Origin of the sequence: Herbiconiux sp. 11R-BC (assembly GCF_049472555.1) — a bacterium.
Classification (GTDB): Bacteria; Actinomycetota; Actinomycetes; order Actinomycetales; family Microbacteriaceae; genus Herbiconiux.
In genome coordinates, this window is sequence record NZ_JBCEBO010000005.1 from 258,413 (window position 1) to 273,446 (window position 15,034).

The following is a 15,034-nucleotide window of genomic DNA, read 5'->3' on the forward strand; positions in this document are numbered from 1 at the left end:
GGCTGCACGGCTAGTCGCGTTCGGCGCGGCGGGCGCGGCGGCGCTCGCGCCAAGTCATCGCGGCCCGGGCCGCGTCCGCGCGCTCGCGCTCGGCCTCGGCGGCGCGGCGGCGGTCGGCGCGACGCGAACGCCAGCGTTCGAGTTCGGCGTCGACGTCGCGCACGGGCGTCACGACGGGCGGGCCGCCCTGCAGCTGCCGGCGGGCCTCGATCACCCGGCGGTTGAAGTCGTCGAGCACCTCGCGCACCTGGGGCTCGGAGTGCAGCGCGTCGAGCCGCTCGTCGAGGCTCGCGTTCTCGGTGCGCAGCGTCAGAGCCGGCGGGCCGAGACCGGTGAGGTTCTCGCGCTCGATCTTCTGGCGGATCCACCAGTCGGGGTCGTAGCTGCCGCCGAGGCCGCGGAGAGGCTTGCCGGCCCCCGGCAGGTCATCGAAGTCGCCGCGCCGCATGGCCTGCTGGATCTGGATCTCCACGAACTGCGTGCGCTGATCCATCGTGATCCGGCCGGCGGCGTCGGTGTCGTCGTCACCCGCAGCGGTTCCGGATGCGCCCCGCGGGTCGGCGTCCTTCGGCGTCGAGCCGTCCAGGCGGTATCGCGCGACGTTCAGCCGCGGGTCGCTCGTCTTGCGTCGTCCACTCACCGCTTCCAGCCTAGGCGCCGACTCCGGGCGCGCAAAGCGGGTGTACAGGCCGGCGCGTGCCGCTCAGGCCTGCAGCACTCCGAGCGAGAGCAGCACCATGAGCGTCACGCCGAGCACGATCCGGTAGATCACAAAGGGCAAGAAGCTGCCCCTGGAGATGTAGCGCATGAACACCGCGATCACGACGAGGCCCACCAGGAACGCCACCACGGTCGCCAATGCCGTCTGGCCGAGCGAGAACACCTCGGGTGTGCAGACGTCCGAGCAGTGGTGCGTGAGCACCTTGTACAGCTCGTAGAACCCGCTGCCCAGCACGGCCGGAATCGCCAGCAGGAAGGAGTACCGCGCTGCCGCCTTCCGCTCGTAGCCGAGGAAGAGCCCCGCGGTGATCGTTCCGCCCGAACGGGAGACACCGGGGATGAGCGCGAGCGACTGGGCGAGTCCGAAGATCACGGCGTGCGGCACGGTGAGCTGCCGCAGCCGGCGCGTCTTGGTGCCCACCGCATCCGCGACCCCGAGCAGGATGCCGAAGACGATGAGGGTGACCGCGATGATCCAGAGGGAGCGGAACACCGATTCGATCGTCGTCTGGAAGATCAGGCCCAGCAGCACGATGGGCACCGAGCCGAGGATGATGAACCAGCCCAGCCGCGCCTGCGGGTCGTTCCGCGGGATGCGACCGAACAGCGCCAGGAACCAGCGCCCGATGATGTGCGTCAGGTCGCGCCAGAAGTAGATGATCACCGCCGCCTCGGTGCCCAGCTGCGTGATGGCCGTGAAGGCCGCCCCGGGGTCGGCTCCGGTGCCCAGCAGCTCGCCGACGATGCGCACGTGCGCGCTGGAGGAGACGGGGAGGAACTCGGTGAGCCCCTGCACGAAGCCGAGGATGATGGCGTTGACGTAGTCCATGCGTCGCGGGATCTCTACTCTCTGTGGTCGGTCACGGCGGGAGCCCGCCCCACGCTATCGACCGCGCGCGACCCGCATCGGGCATCCTGTGAGCTCTGTCAGAGAGATGGGAGCGGCTTCCGACCGATCGGAATCGTGATCGAAACGATCGCCCCCGCATCGTCGGAGTTCCGGATGGCGGCCGAGCCGCCGGCGGCCTCCACCGCGGCCGCGACGATGGCGAGTCCGAGCCCGGCGCCCTGGCCGCCGGCCCGTGCGCTGTCCTCCTGGGAGAAGCGGTCGAACGCGTGCGGGAGGAACTCTGCGGCGATGCCGGCGCCGCTGTCGGCGACGACGGTGACGAGTCCGGGCTGTCCGTCCGGAGCCTGGGCCACCTCGAGCGAGAGCGTGATCCGCCCTGCACCGCCCACTGCCGTGAGTGCGTTCGAGAGCAGGTTGTCGAGCACGCGCCCGTAGAGCAGGGCGGGCATCGTCACGGTTCCGGTGTCGGTGGCCTCCGCCGGCGGCACGGCGAAATCGATCGCCACCTCCTGCCCGGCGGCCTGCAGCCGGGCGCGGTCGATCGCGTCTCCGGCCTCGGCGACCAGTTCGGCCACCGGAGTCGCGGTGCCGCCCGTCTGCGCCTCCAGCCGCGAGAGCTCCAGGAGGTCGGCCACGAGGTGCGCCAGGCGGGCCGCCGCGCGTTCCGCCGCCCGCACGTCGCTCTCGAGATCGCGGTGCTCGCTCGTGCGCAGCAGTTCGAGCTGGGCCTGCAGCACGGCGAGCGGCGTTCGGAGCTCGTGGCTCGCATCCGACACCATCTGCCGCTCCCGGGCTGCGGAGGCGCGCAGATCGGCGATGAGATGGTTGAGGGTCGTGGCCAGCTCGGTGATCTCGTCGCGGGCCGGCCCCACCGGCAGCAGCTCGGACGAGCCGGACGCGACGATCGCGTCGGCACTCCGCCGCAGCCGCGAGACGGGGCGCAGTGCTGCTCCCGTGAGCAGCCACGACATCACGCCGAAGAGCAGGGTGAGGGCGCCGAGGCCGATGACGAGACCCGCGGTGAGCCGGTCGAGCACGACCCCGGAGGCGTCGTGGTTGCGGGCGGACACGATCGTCCACGATCCGTTCGCGGTGTCCACCGTCTCGACCAGCACGAGGTAGTCGGCCGAGGGCGTCTCGAGCTTCTGCGCCGAGCGGGAGCCGAGATCCAGGCTGCCGAACGCGGCCGACACGTCCGCGGGCAGGGTGGAGGTGCGGATGACGCCACTGGCGTCGATCACGGCCACGAGCTGTCCGTCGCCGGGAGTGTCGAGGGTGTCGCCTGGCTCCCGTTGCAGGGCGGTCTCGAACGGCGCCGCATCGCTCTGCAGCAGTTCGACGGCGTCGTCGTTCAGGATGCCCTCCACCTGATGCCGCACCACGAAGCCCGCGCCGCCGAAGAACAGCCCGGCGAGCAGCACGGTTCCGATGGTGATCCGGGCGCGGATCGACAGACGGTCGAGCGCTGCCCTCATCCGGGAGTCAACTCGAACCCCACGCCGCGCACGGTGACGAGGCTCACCCCCGCGGCGACGGGCTCCAGTTTGCGGCGCAGATAGCTGATGTACTGGTCGACGATGTTCGCGTCGCTGTGCGGCACGGTTCCCCAGATCTCGGCGAGGATGACGTCGCGCCCCACCGTCTGCCCGGCGTTCTGCGCCAGCAGCCGCAGCACTGCGAACTCCTTCGGGCTGAGCGCCACCACGCGGCCGCCGGCCTTCACCACGCGGTCGTGGTTCTCGATCACGAGGTTGCCCACCTCGATGCGTGGGCTGCTCGAGAGGGTGTCCCGCCGGCGCCGCAGTGCGTGCAGCCGCGCGGTGAGCTCGGTGAACGCGAAGGGCTTGACGAGGTAGTCGTCGGCGCCCGAGTCGAGGCCGCGCACGCGGTCGTCGACGGCGTCGCGGGCGGTGAGCATGAGCACGAGCGTGCCCGGCCGGCTGCCGCGCAAGCGGCGGCAGAGCTCGAAGCCCGACATGCCCGGCAGCATCACGTCGAGCACCGCCAGGTCGTAGTCCGCGGCGCGCTCGGCGATGAGCGCCGAAGTGCCGTCGAGCACCCAGTCGACCGTGTACCCCTCGTCCTCGAGGCCCCGCTGCAGCAGAGGCCCCAGCTCCTGGTCGTCTTCGACGACGAGCACACGGACGGGAGGATCGGCGGAGGCGGCCATCCTGCCATTGTCGCGCGCCTGCCTGGGGGCTGTCACCCGGGGTGGTCGCCGCGCGCGGAGTCTGAACGTCTTCTCAGTCGCGCGGACCGAAGAACGCGCCGATCGCCGCCGACAGCGCCACGAGGTCGTCGACGTGGGCGAGCTCGCGTGCCGAGTGCATCGACAGCAGCGGGGCGCCGACGTCGATCGTGCGGATGCCGATCCGCGTCGCGGTGAGCGGCCCGATGGTGGAGCCGCAGGGAACCGTGTTGTTCGACACGAACTCCTGGTAGCCGACGCCGGCCTCGGCGCAGAGCCGGCTCCAGAGCGCCGCACCCGGCGCATCCGTCGCGTAGCGCTGGTTGGCGTTGATCTTCAGCAGCGGCCCGCCGCCCGCGGCGGGGTGGTTCGCCGGGTCGTGCCGCTCGGGGTAGTTCGGGTGCACGGCGTGCCCGGCGTCCGAGGAGAGGCACCACGACGCCGAGATCGCGCGCGCCCGCTCCTCGAGGCCGGCGCCGAGGCCCGAAGAGATGCGCGCGAGGACGTCGGCGAGGAAGGGCCCGCTCGCCCCGGAACGCGACTCGGAGCCGAGCTCTTCGTGGTCGAAGGCGGCGAGCACCGAGATGTGCCCGCCGGCGGCCGGGGCGTCGAGCAGGGCGGTGAGGCCGGCGTGCACCGAGGTGAGGTTGTCCATCCGGCCGGCCGCGAAGAGGGCGTCGTCGAGGCCGAAGCGCGCCGGCGGGTTGGTGTCGGCGGTGAGGAGGTCGTAGCCGGCCACCTCGGCCGCATCGAGCCCGGCGAGGGCCGCCAGGATGCCCACGAGGTCGGTCTGCGACACCTCGCCCACCCCGAACACGGGCGCCGTATGCCGCTGCCGGTCGAGGGTGAGGGCGGAGTTGGCCTCGCGGTCGAGGTGCACGGCCAGCTGCGGGATCCGCAGGAACGGCCCGGTTCGCACGAGGTGCTGCGCTCCGTCGCGGGTCACGAGCCGGCCGGCGAGCTCGAGCTCGCGGTCGAGCCAGGAATTCAGCAGCGGACCGCCGTAGACCTCGACGCCGGCCTGCAGCCAGCCGTTCGAGCCGGTGGTGGGCTTGGGCTTGAGCTTGAAGCCGGGGGAGTCGGTGTGGGCGCCGAGAATGCGGAACGGGGTGAGCGCATCCGCCCCCGCGGGCACGATCCACGCGATCACGGCGCCGTCGCGCACCACGTGGTGGCGACCGGGGCCGGCGGGCCAGGCCGCGGTCTCATCGAGCGCCTCGAATCCGGCGGCCGCGAGGCGGCGGGCCGTCTCGGCGGCCGCATGATAGGAGGAGGGCGAGGCCCGGATGAAGGCGGCGAAGTCGTCGATGTACGTCGTGCTGTCGGCCATCCCTCCATCCAACCACCTGTGGGCGACGGCCGGGGCGGCGCGCCTCGCTCGGAGCGGACGATCATTTTCATGCCCTATCGTCGAAGGCGGAGAAGATATGCCGCAACAGGCATTCTTCGGAAGGGTCACATGCGTTCGCGAGCCGCCGCCGTCACGGGGTCGACTGCACTGATGATCGCCGCGACGATCGGTCTCGCCGGATGCGCGACGCATCCGGTCGACGCGTACACGAAGCTCGCGCACCTCGACCAGGGAACACTGCTGGCCAGCGGACACCTGCCGCCCGCGATCGCGGGGGTCGACCCCGCCATCCTGCCCTCTTCGGTGCGGATGCTCGTCAGCTACGAGGGAATCGACTACTGGGCCGGCGCCACGGCCGACAACGAGATCTGCTTCATCGCCGAGGGCGCCGAGACCGTCGCGAGCTGTGCCGACGCCGATCACTTCGGGCGCTACGGGTCCACGCTCGAGATCGCCGAGACGGGTCAGCGGGTGTGGCTGCACACCGAGTACATGACCGTGGGGCCGAGCTGGACGGCCATCTCGCCGAGCGTCGCCATCCGCGGCTGAGTCCGGAGCACGAGCAGGCCACCGGGCGCGGACTGGCGGCTTGAGCCGGTGCCCGCGGGGGCCCAGAATCGGGGGATGCACTCCCTCCCCGTCGACGTCGTGTCCGTGTTCACCGATGCCGGAGGCGCTTTCGGCAATCCGCTCGGCCTGGTGCGCTCCAGCGCACAGACTCTGGGCCGCGAGCAGGAGATCGCCACCGCCCTCGGCTTCAGCGAGACGGTGTTCGTCGACGAACTGCTCGAACGCGACGGTCGCGCGCACGTCACCGGCGAACACTCGGGCGACGGGCGTGTGGCGCGCATCCGCATCTTCACGCCGGCGCGCGAGCTGCCGTTCGCCGGGCATCCGAGCGTCGGCACCTCGTGGTGGCTCGCGCAGCAGGGGTTGCCCGTCACGACGCTGAGTGTGCCGGCCGGCGACGTCGCCGTGCGCTACGACGGCGAGCTCACCTGGATCACCGGGCGCGCCTCCTGGGCTCCGGAGTTCACCTGGCACGAGCTCGACTCGCCCGCGGTGGTCGAGGCGCTCGAGGCGGAGTCGTTCACGGGCGAGCACGAGTACGCCTGGGCCTGGATCGACGAGGCGGCCGGGCGCATCCGTTCGCGCATGTTCGCACCGGCGCTCGGCATCGCGGAGGACGAGGCCACGGGCGCCGCCGCGGTGCGCATCACGGCGTTGCTCGGCCGGGACCTCGCCATCGACCAGGGGGCGGGCTCGCGGCTCTACACCCGGTTCCTCGGCGACGAGACCGTGCAGGTGGGCGGCCGCACGGTCCCGTCACCGGCGCAGGAGCTCTCGCTGCCCTGAGCCCGGGCGCAGGAGCCCGGGCTCGTAGCGTCGAAGGGCTGCTGGCCCGGAGGCCCGCTGCGCCAGAACGACGGAGGATCCGACGCAGTTCGGGCCCGGCATCCGTCGTCTCCGACAGCCGGGCCCGAACTCCGTCGGCTTGCGCGGTGCCTAGTGCGCGATCACCGGCTCGGCCGGGGTGGCGGCGGCGTTCGCCGGAGCGTCGCCACCTGGGTTGTGCAGCGAGACGCCCTGCCCGCGGCGACGGAACAGCAGGGCCGACATCACGGCGCCGAAGGCGAAGAACGCGGCTCCCCACCAGTAGGCGGTCGAGTAGCTGTGGATAGCGGCATCCGACAGCACCTGCGGGGTGGTGGGCTGGTTCGAGGCGACGAAGTCGGTGAGCGCGGTCGCCGCGAGGGTGTTGAGCAGTGCCGTGCCGATCGAGCCGCCGACCTGCTGGCTGGTGTTCACCATGGCCGAGGCGACGCCGGCGAACTGGCGGTCGACGCCGAGGGTCGCGGTCTGCATCGAGGCCGGCATGATCGAGCCCATGCCGAAGCCGAGGATCATCAGCGGCGGCAGGATGTCGGCCGCGTAGCTGCTGTCGATGTTCAGGTGGGTGAGGTAGATCATGCCGCTCATCGCGAGCAGCATGCCGAACGGCACCATGATCTTCGGACCGAAGCGCGGCGCGAAGATGTTCGTCGACAGCTGCGCCGCCAGCACGAGCATGCCGATCATCGGCAGGAACGACAGGCCCGTCTGGATGGGCGAGTAGTGCAGCGAGGCCTGCAGGTAGTAGGTCACGAAGAGGAAGATGCCGAACATCCCGGCGCCGGCGATCAGCACGGAGCTGTAGGCGGCCCCGCGGTTGCGGTCGAGCACGATCGAGAGCGGGAGCAGCGGATGCGCCGCGCGGCGCTGCCAGAGCACGAACGCCACCAGCAGAACGCCCGCCGCCGTCAGGAAGCCCCAGGTCAGGGGCGAGCCCCAGCCGTCGGTCTCGGCGTTCGAGAAGCCGTAGACCAGCGAGAACAGGGCACCCGAGACGAGCAGGGTGCCGGGGACGTCGAGCTTCGGCCGGGGGCCGACGCGCTTCGGGGTGGTGACGAAGACGACGGCGCCGATGATGGCGATCACCGCGATGAAGACGTTGATGTAGAGGTTCCAGCGCCAGTTCAGGTCTTCGGTCAGGAAGCCGCCGAGCAGAAGGCCCACGGCGCCACCGGCGCCGGCGATCGCGCCGAACACGCCGAAGGCACGGGCGCGTTCCTTCGGGACGGTGAACGTGGTGGTGAGCACCGCGAGGGCGGTGGGCGCGAGCAGGGCGCCGAAGGCTCCCTGCAGGGCGCGGGCCGCCACCAGCGTGCCGAAGCTGTCGGCGGCGCCCCCGAGCGCGGAGGCCACGGCGAAGCCGACGAGGCCGATGATGAAGGCGCGCTTGCGGCCGATCAGGTCGGAGAGGCGGCCGCCGAGCAGGAGCAGGCTGCCGAAGGCGAGCGAGTAGGCCGTGATGATCCACTGGCGGTCGCCGTCGGAGAAGCCGAGGTCGGCCTGGGCGGCCGGAAGGGCGATGTTCACGACGGTGGCGTCGAGCACGACCATGAGCTGGGCGAGGGCGACGGTGGTGAGTGTCCACCAGCGACGGGAGGAGGCCCCGGTGGGGGCGGCGTCGGTCGACGCGGGAGAAGTCTGGGTCATGAAGGACACTATATACGGTACTGAGCAGTTTCGGATACAGTGAGTTCCAGAACGGCAGCGTGCTGTTTCTCGAGGATACAATGGTGATGCCCGACCAGATAACCCACAAGTGAAGGAGATCGCCGCAATGACGCAGCTCGACCTCTCCGGCCCCGATTCCGAGCTCGATTCGGAGAGCTCCCCGAAGCTCGGCCGCAAGCGCGACCACTCCCGCGACCCCGAGATCCTGGAGGCCGCCCTGGAGGTTCTCGCCGAGTCGGGCTACGACGGCATGACCATCGACATGGTGGCCGCGCGCGCGAAGGCGGGCAAGGGCACCCTCTACCGGCGCTGGGCCTCGAAGGGCGAACTGGTGGTGGATGCCGTCGCCTGCATGAAGCGGGGTCAGTACGACGTGGTGCCCGACACCGGAACCCTGCGCGGCGATCTGGTCGCCATGATCAAGCCGGCCTCGATCGAGGACGGCGAGCGCAAGCTGCAGATCATGGCGGGCGTGATGTCGATGATCTCCCGGTCGCCGGAGCTCTCCGACGCGATCAACGACGCCATCATCCGGCCGCGCGCCGAGGTGAACCGCCTGTTCCTCCGCCGGGCGATGGAGCGAGGCGAGATCTCGAGCGACATCGATGTGGAGACGCTCTCGCTCGTCACGCCCGCGATGGCGGCCTACCGCACCCTCATCCTGAAGAAGCCGGTCGACCGCGAGTTCCTCCTCGCGATGATCGACCACGTGATGTTGCCCGCCGTCGGACTGGGTTCCGCGGGCGCCGCGCCGGCTCAGGCGGCTCCGGTCGGCGCCTAGGCCACGTCCGACAACTCCTCGCGCGGCCGCGCGGCGGCGTGGCGCATCAGGGCGGCGGCGGAGACGGTGGCCACGAGCACCAGGGCCGCGAAGGCGAGCAGCACGGTGGTGGGCGGGATGAACTGCAGGAAGACGCCCACCAGCAGCGAGGGGATGGCGAGCCCGGCGTAGGCGACGAGGAACATCAGAGCGAGGGTGGCGCCCGTGCGGCCCGGTTCGGCCACGCGTGTCGCGGTGGCGAGGGCGCTCTTGAAGAGCAGGCCGACGCCGAGGCCGGCGCCGATCCCCCCGACGGTGTACACGGCCAGCAGCGGCACCAGCGCACCGGCCGCCACCAGCGCCAGTCCCACGCCGCACCCCAGGGCGGCGATGAGCAGCTGGGTGCGGAGCTTCAGCGCCGCGAGCAGGAGCTGCCCGGCCGCGGCGGCTCCGAACACCGAGAACGTCGTCGCGCCCGCCAGCAAGCGGTCGGGCGCGTCGAAGGTCGCGATCAGGAAGGTGGGGGCGAGCGAGGTGAACAGTCCGAGCACCGAGAACGCCGAGAACGCTCCGAAGGCGGCGAGGAGGAAGGGCCTCCGGGCCGTGGCCGGCACGGAGAGGCGCTGCGGGCGGTAGCGGGGGAGGGGATCGGGCGCCGTCACCGTCTCGGGCACCAGGAGCAGCAGCACCGCCGCCAGCAGGAACACGACGAGGAAGACCTGGTGCGGCAGCCGCAGCGGGTCGGGCAGGAATTCGGCGAACATCCCGCCGATGAGCGGGCCGAGAGCGAGGCCGCCGAGGTTCGCCGCGCCCGCGACCGAGGCGGCGACGATGCGGTTCTCGGAGGGCCGCGCGGTGGCCCGCAGCTCGGTGAGGTGCGCGGTGGCCGTGGCGGTCAGGATGCCGATGGACACGCCGTCGACGAACCGCGCCAGGATGAGCCCCGGCACCTCCGTCCAGAGCAGGAACATCACGGCGGCCAGAGCCGAGACGAGCACCGCCACGAGCAGCACCCGGCGGCGGCCGAGCCAGTCGCTCACGTGCCCCGCGAGATACAGGCTCACGATGACGCCCACCGCGTAGGCCGCGAAGATCACGGTGATCGTCACCGAGGAGAACCCGTCGCGCTGCTGGTAGAGCGGGTACAGGGGCGTCGGCACCGTGGAGTACGCCATCACCAGCAGGAAGGTGGCGGCGACGATCCAGAACCCGGCCCCGTGCCGTACGGCGGGGAGCGCCATCTGCCGTCCTTTCGTCAGGGGAGGCCCCACCGGGAACGACGACGTCCCGGGGTCCGGCCACGGCGGCGGCGGGAGCCCGGGACGTCACTGGCCTCAGCCTGAAGGCTACTCGGCGTGGTGCGCCGGCCCTCCTCGATCTGTTGCAAGTGCGGCGGGGTTCCCGCCGAGACGACCCGGAGCCGTGGCGCGATTCAGGCGGCCGTGAGCAGCGCCGTGAGCCGGCTCGAGGTCGAGGCGATCGCCCGGAGGCGCTCGGTGGGAACGCCGATGCGGCTGAGTTGGATGAGTCCCTGCGACACGAGCACGATGTGCGAGCCGAGCGGCTCGATCTCGTCGCGGGTGAGCTCGAGCTCGCCCGCGGCCACGGCGTCGGCCACACGCTCGCTCACGATGCCCTCCATCGCCGCGACCGTGCGATTGCTGATGGTCACGACCTCGGGGAACCGCGCAGCGAGCTCACCCATGCTGTTGAGCATGAGGCAGCCGCGCAGATCGGCGTGCGAGGTGCAGTCGGCCACGATCTCGTCGAGGTAGTTCGCCACCGCTTCTTCGAAACTTCCGCGGTGCGAGCGGATGACGCCGTCGACGAGCTGCACCCGGCCCTCGCAGTAGCGGGTGAACACGGCGAGGAACAGGCCGAGCTTGCTGCCGTAGGCGGCGTAGATGCTGCCGTTGCCGACGCCCGAGGCGAGTGAGATCTCCTCCACCGAGGCGCGGTCGTAGCCATGCACCCAGAAGGACTCCTGGGCGCAGTCCAGCAGCTGCTGTTCGTCGAAGCGGCGGGGTCGGGCCATGTGCTAACGCTACCGTGTCGGCGGCGGCGGATACCCTGATGGCGTCCACCGGCGAGCAGAGGAGGCCGCATGATCGTCACCGAGAGCACGGGCGGCGGCCTCGGCGACCCGACGGTGCTCTACAGCGCCACCGATCTCACCGCGGCGGCGGACTGCGAATTCGCCCTCGTGCGCCGGCTCGACGCGAAGCTCGGCCGGGTGGGGCTGCCCGATCAGCCGGTCGACCAGATGCTCGAGCGCACGGCCCGGCTCGGCGACGCCCACGAGCTGCGCACCCTCGAGCGGTTCCGCGCCGAGTTCGGCGTCTTCGACGGCAGCCGTGCCGCCGGGGTGGCCGAGATCGAGAGGCCGGCCCGCACGACGCCGGCCGAGCTGCGGGCGCAGCAGGAGCTCACGGCGGCCGCCCTGCGCGCGGGAGCCGACGTGGTCTTCCAGGGCACCTTCTTCGACGGCCGTTTCCTCGGCTTCGCCGATTTCCTGGTGCGGGCGGATGCGCGGGAGCCGGATGGCGCCGCCCGGTCCGCGCGGGCGGCCGCATCCGGCCACGCAGCCGCCCCGCCCCGCGCCGAGTCGCCCCGGTACGAGGTCTACGACACCAAGCTCGCGCGCCATGCGAAGATCACGGCGCTGCTGCAGCTCGCCGCCTATGCCGAGCAGCTCGAGCGCCTCGGCGTGCCGCTCGGTCCGCGGGTGCACCTCCTTCTGGGCGACGGGAGTACGTCGAGCCACCTGCTGCGCGACGTGCTGCCGGTGTTCCTCGACCGGCGGCGACGGCTCGAGGCGCTGCTCGACGAGCGGGTGGGCGCGTCGGTCGCTCCGGTCGAGTGGGGCGACCCCCGCTACACGGCCTGCGGCCGTTGTGACGTCTGCAGCCCGGAGGTCACCGCGCACCGCGACCTCCTGCTGGTGGCGGGCCTGCGCCACACCCAGCGGCAGCGGATGCTCGACGCCGGCATCCGCAGCATCGACGAACTGGCCTCCTCGCTCGGCCCCGTGCCCGGCATCGGCGAGAACACCCTCGCCGGTCTCCGCGACCAGGCGCACATGCAGCTCGCCCCGGCGGGCGCGCCCCGCTACCGGGTGTTCGACACGGCTCCGCTCGCGGCGCTGCCCGTGCCCGACCCGGGCGACATCTTCTTCGACTTCGAGGGCGACCCGCTCTACAGCGAGGGCGGCGGCCCCGACTGGGGCCTCGACTACCTCTTCGGCGTCGTCGAGCACGACCCGGCCGTGCTCGGGGGCACGGTCTTCCGCCCGTTCTGGGCGCACGACCACGCCGAGGAGCGCGAGGCACTGCGGGACTTCCTCGACTACGCCACCGCGCGCCTGCGCGAGCATCCGCGGATGCACGTCTACCACTACGCCAACTACGAGCGCGCGCACCTGCAGTCGCTCTGCGCCCGGCACGGCGTGGGCGAGGAGCAGCTCGACGAGCTGCTGCGCCGGGGCGTCCTCGTCGATCTCTACCCGGTGGTGAAGCAGAGCATCCGGGTGAGCAGCCCTTCGTACAGCCTGAAGAAGCTCGAGCCCCTCTACATGGGCTCCCTGCTGCGCGACAGCGCGGTCACGAACGCGGCCGACTCCATCGTCGAGTACGCCCAGTACGTCGAGCTGCGCGAGCGCGGGCGAACGGATGCGGTGGCCGAGGCCGAAGCTCGGAGGCGGCTGGGCGAGATCGCCGACTACAACCAATACGACTGCGTCTCGACGCTGCGGCTGCGCGACTGGCTGCTGGCGCGCGCGGCGGAGCACGGAGTGGCACCGGGGCCCGGCGACGGCGCCGGTTCCGGTTCCGGCGACGAGGGCGCCCAGGGCGTCGGCGGCGAGGAGGCGACGGCGCTCGACGCCTTCGAGCCGAGCCCGGTGCACCGCGCCCTGGTCGAGCGGATCGAGCACGTGCCCCCGGCCGACCGCACCGACGACGAGACCGCGCTCGCCCTCGCGGCCGCCGCGATCGACTATCACCGGCGCGAGGACAAGTCGTTCTGGTGGGAGCACTACGCCCGGCTCGAGCAGCCGCTCGAGGACTGGGCCGACACGCGTGACGTGCTCGCCGTCGAGGCCGCCGTGGTCGATCGCGAGTGGTACCGCAGCGCGGGCCAGCGGAGCGACCGCCGGGAGGTGCGCCTGCGCGGCGAACTCGCGCCGGGCAGCCGGCTCGAGGAGAGCAGCAGCGGGCGGTACTTCGTGTACGACCCACCGCATCCGTGGTCCGCGCCGCGCAGCCGCGCGAGCGACCGTGTGGCACACGACCGCACCCGGCTCGACGAGGTCCGGGTGCTTCCGACGGGCCTCACGCAGTACGTCTTCGAGGAACGGCTGCCGATGGCGGGCACTCCCTATGCGGCGCTTCCCGTGGCGGTCGCCCCGGCCGCACCCCCCAAGACCGCCTCGCTGCAGGCCGCGATACTCGAGTGGGGGCAGAGCCTGGTCGAGGCCCTTCCGGCCTTTCCCGCCGACCCGGCCGTCGACATCCTGCGTCGCGGTGCGCCCCGGCGGCGTGACGGGATGCCGTTGGCTCCCCTGGCCGACGGCGCGCGCGGGCCGATCGATGCCATCCGCGATTCGCTGCTCGCGCTCGACGACTCCTACCTCGCCGTGCAGGGCCCCCCGGGCACCGGAAAGACCTACACGGGTGCGGGCGTGGTGGCCGAGCTCGTCAACCGGCACGGCTGGAACGTCGGCGTCGTGGCGCAGTCGCACGCCGTGGTCGAGAACATGCTCGAGGCGATCGTGGCCGCCGGTGTCGAGGCCCGCCGGGTGGGCAAGGCGAGCGACTCGCCCGACGCGGGGTTCACGGTGCTGCGCAAGGAGCGGCTGGGCGCCTTCCTCTCGACGGGGCGCGAGAACGGCGAGTCGGTGGTGGTGGGCGGCACCGCGTGGGACTTCACGAACACCGCGCGGGTGGGCCGGCGGCAGCTCGACCTGCTCGTGATCGACGAGGCCGGGCAGTACTCGCTCGCGAACACGATCGCCGTGAGCGTGGCGGCGCGTAATCTGCTGCTGCTCGGCGATCCGCAGCAGCTTCCGCAGGTGACGCTGGGCACGCATCCCGAGCCCGTCGACTCCTCGGCCCTCGGCTGGCTCACCGCGGGGCACGACGTGCTGCCGGCCGAGCGCGGCTACTTCCTCGGCGTGAGCTGGCGGATGCATCCCGCGGTCTGCGCTCCGGTGAGCGAGCTCTCCTACGAGGGCGAGTTGCGGGCGCGCCTGCCCGAGACGACGGCGCGGTTCCTCGAGGGGGTTCCGCCTGGGCTGCACCTGCATCCGGTCGAGCACCGGGGCAACTCGACCCAGTCGCCGGAGGAGGCCGAGCGGGTGGTGGAACTCGTGCGCGGCGTGCTGGGCCGCTCGTGGTCCGACCCGGGCGAGTCCGGCGCGGCCCGGCCGGCGGCGGGTTCCGACGTCATCGTGGTGGCCCCCTACAACGCGCAGGTGGAGCGCATCCGGGCGGCGCTGCTCGCCGCGGGGCTCGACGGGGTGCCGGTGGGCACGGTCGACAAGTTCCAGGGCCGGGAGGCCGCCGTGGCGATCGTGTCGCTGGCCGCCTCGGCCGCCGTCGACGTGCCGCGCGGCATCGGATTCCTGCTCATGAAGAACCGGCTCAACGTGGCGGTCTCACGGGCGAAATGGGCCGCCCATCTGGTGTTCTCGCCGCGGCTCACCGAACACCTGCCGGCGCATCCCGACGATCTGGCCACGCTCTCGGCGTTTCTGCGGTTCACCCGCGACGCGCATCCGGGGGCCGGCGCAGCCTAGGCCAGAGGCTCCCAGCGACCGTGCACCATGCGGGTGACCTGCCAGGCGATCGGCTCCACCGACACCCGGGTGCCGTCGATGCCCTGCTCGGCGATGAGGAATGCGGCCTCGTCGGTGTCGGCGGTGAAGCGCACGGTCACGCGCGGCGATCCCGCCACCACGGCGAGATCGGAGGACTCCACGGTGGTGAAGTCGGCGATGGCGCCGCTCAGGGTGGGGAGCACCTCCTCGGGCCGCACGCCCAGTTCGAGGGTTCCGACGATCATGGTCACGCGATACGAGGGCATGGCTCCAGAGTAGGGGGCGCGCGG

Annotated in this window: 13 protein-coding genes; 4 read left to right on the plus strand and 9 right to left on the minus strand. The window is 71.9% G+C overall.

The annotated features are described in order from the left end of the window. Positions 1-10 precede the first annotated feature (10 nt). The 5 genes from VD659_RS13915 to VD659_RS13935 all read right to left on the minus strand — a co-directional run bounded on the left by VD659_RS13915 (position 11) and on the right by VD659_RS13935 (position 5,088). A complete protein-coding gene (locus VD659_RS13915; protein ID WP_423261670.1) occupies positions 11-640 on the minus strand; it encodes a DUF1992 domain-containing protein in 630 nt (209 codons plus the stop codon). A 63-nt stretch (positions 641-703) separates the two neighbouring features. Beyond that, positions 704-1,549 (minus strand): undecaprenyl-diphosphate phosphatase, encoded by an 846-nt coding sequence (locus VD659_RS13920; RefSeq protein WP_423261671.1) that lies wholly within the window; start codon positions 1,547-1,549, stop codon positions 704-706. Between the two features lie 98 nt (positions 1,550-1,647). Then, positions 1,648-3,045: a sensor histidine kinase gene (locus VD659_RS13925; RefSeq protein WP_423261672.1), complete on the minus strand. Its 1,398-nt coding sequence runs from the start codon at positions 3,043-3,045 to the stop codon at positions 1,648-1,650. Beyond that, entirely contained in the window at positions 3,042-3,740 is a 699-nt protein-coding gene (locus tag VD659_RS13930) for a response regulator transcription factor (RefSeq protein ID WP_423261673.1), read from the minus strand. The genes VD659_RS13925 and VD659_RS13930 overlap by 4 nt, the downstream gene beginning before the upstream one ends. Before the next feature lie 73 nt (positions 3,741-3,813). Next, positions 3,814-5,088 carry a M18 family aminopeptidase gene (locus tag VD659_RS13935; protein ID WP_423261674.1) on the minus strand — a complete coding sequence of 425 codons (1,275 nt, stop codon included), beginning with the start codon at positions 5,086-5,088 and terminating at the stop codon, positions 3,814-3,816. A gap of 171 nt (positions 5,089-5,259) precedes the next feature. Here VD659_RS13935 and VD659_RS13940 point away from each other — a divergent pair, with 171 nt between their 5' ends. Beyond that, the gene (locus tag VD659_RS13940; RefSeq protein WP_423261675.1) at positions 5,260-5,658 is read left to right on the plus strand and encodes a hypothetical protein; all 399 of its coding nucleotides are present in this window, start codon (positions 5,260-5,262) and stop codon (positions 5,656-5,658) included. A 75-nt stretch (positions 5,659-5,733) separates the two neighbouring features. Continuing rightward, positions 5,734-6,465, plus strand: a complete 732-nt coding sequence (locus VD659_RS13945) for a PhzF family phenazine biosynthesis protein (RefSeq protein WP_423261676.1) — start codon at positions 5,734-5,736, stop codon at positions 6,463-6,465. A gap of 150 nt (positions 6,466-6,615) precedes the next feature. Here the strand turns inward: VD659_RS13945 and VD659_RS13950 are convergent, their stop codons facing one another. After that, positions 6,616-8,148, minus strand: a complete 1,533-nt coding sequence (locus VD659_RS13950) for an MFS transporter (RefSeq protein ID WP_423261677.1) — start codon at positions 8,146-8,148, stop codon at positions 6,616-6,618. Positions 8,149-8,275: 127 nt separating this feature from the next. Here VD659_RS13950 and VD659_RS13955 point away from each other — a divergent pair, with 127 nt between their 5' ends. Next, positions 8,276-8,950, plus strand: coding sequence for a TetR/AcrR family transcriptional regulator (locus tag VD659_RS13955; RefSeq protein WP_423261678.1), 675 nt, complete (start codon positions 8,276-8,278; stop codon positions 8,948-8,950). Here VD659_RS13955 and VD659_RS13960 read toward each other — a convergent pair. Beyond that, positions 8,947-10,170 (minus strand): MFS transporter, encoded by a 1,224-nt coding sequence (locus VD659_RS13960; protein WP_423261679.1) that lies wholly within the window; start codon positions 10,168-10,170, stop codon positions 8,947-8,949. The genes VD659_RS13955 and VD659_RS13960 overlap by 4 nt on opposite strands. A 191-nt stretch (positions 10,171-10,361) precedes the next feature. Further along, positions 10,362-10,964: a TetR/AcrR family transcriptional regulator gene (locus tag VD659_RS13965; RefSeq protein ID WP_423261680.1), complete on the minus strand. Its 603-nt coding sequence runs from the start codon at positions 10,962-10,964 to the stop codon at positions 10,362-10,364. Positions 10,965-11,033: 69 nt separating this feature from the next. Between VD659_RS13965 and VD659_RS13970 the strand changes: the two genes are divergently transcribed. After that, entirely contained in the window at positions 11,034-14,723 is a 3,690-nt protein-coding gene (locus VD659_RS13970) for a TM0106 family RecB-like putative nuclease (protein ID WP_423261681.1), read from the plus strand. On the opposite strand, the gene VD659_RS13975 is transcribed toward VD659_RS13970, so the two are convergent. After that, positions 14,720-15,010, minus strand: coding sequence for a hypothetical protein (locus VD659_RS13975; protein ID WP_423261682.1), 291 nt, complete (start codon positions 15,008-15,010; stop codon positions 14,720-14,722). The two genes, VD659_RS13970 and VD659_RS13975, sit on opposite strands and share 4 nt — an antisense overlap. Positions 15,011-15,034: the final 24 nt, after the last annotated feature.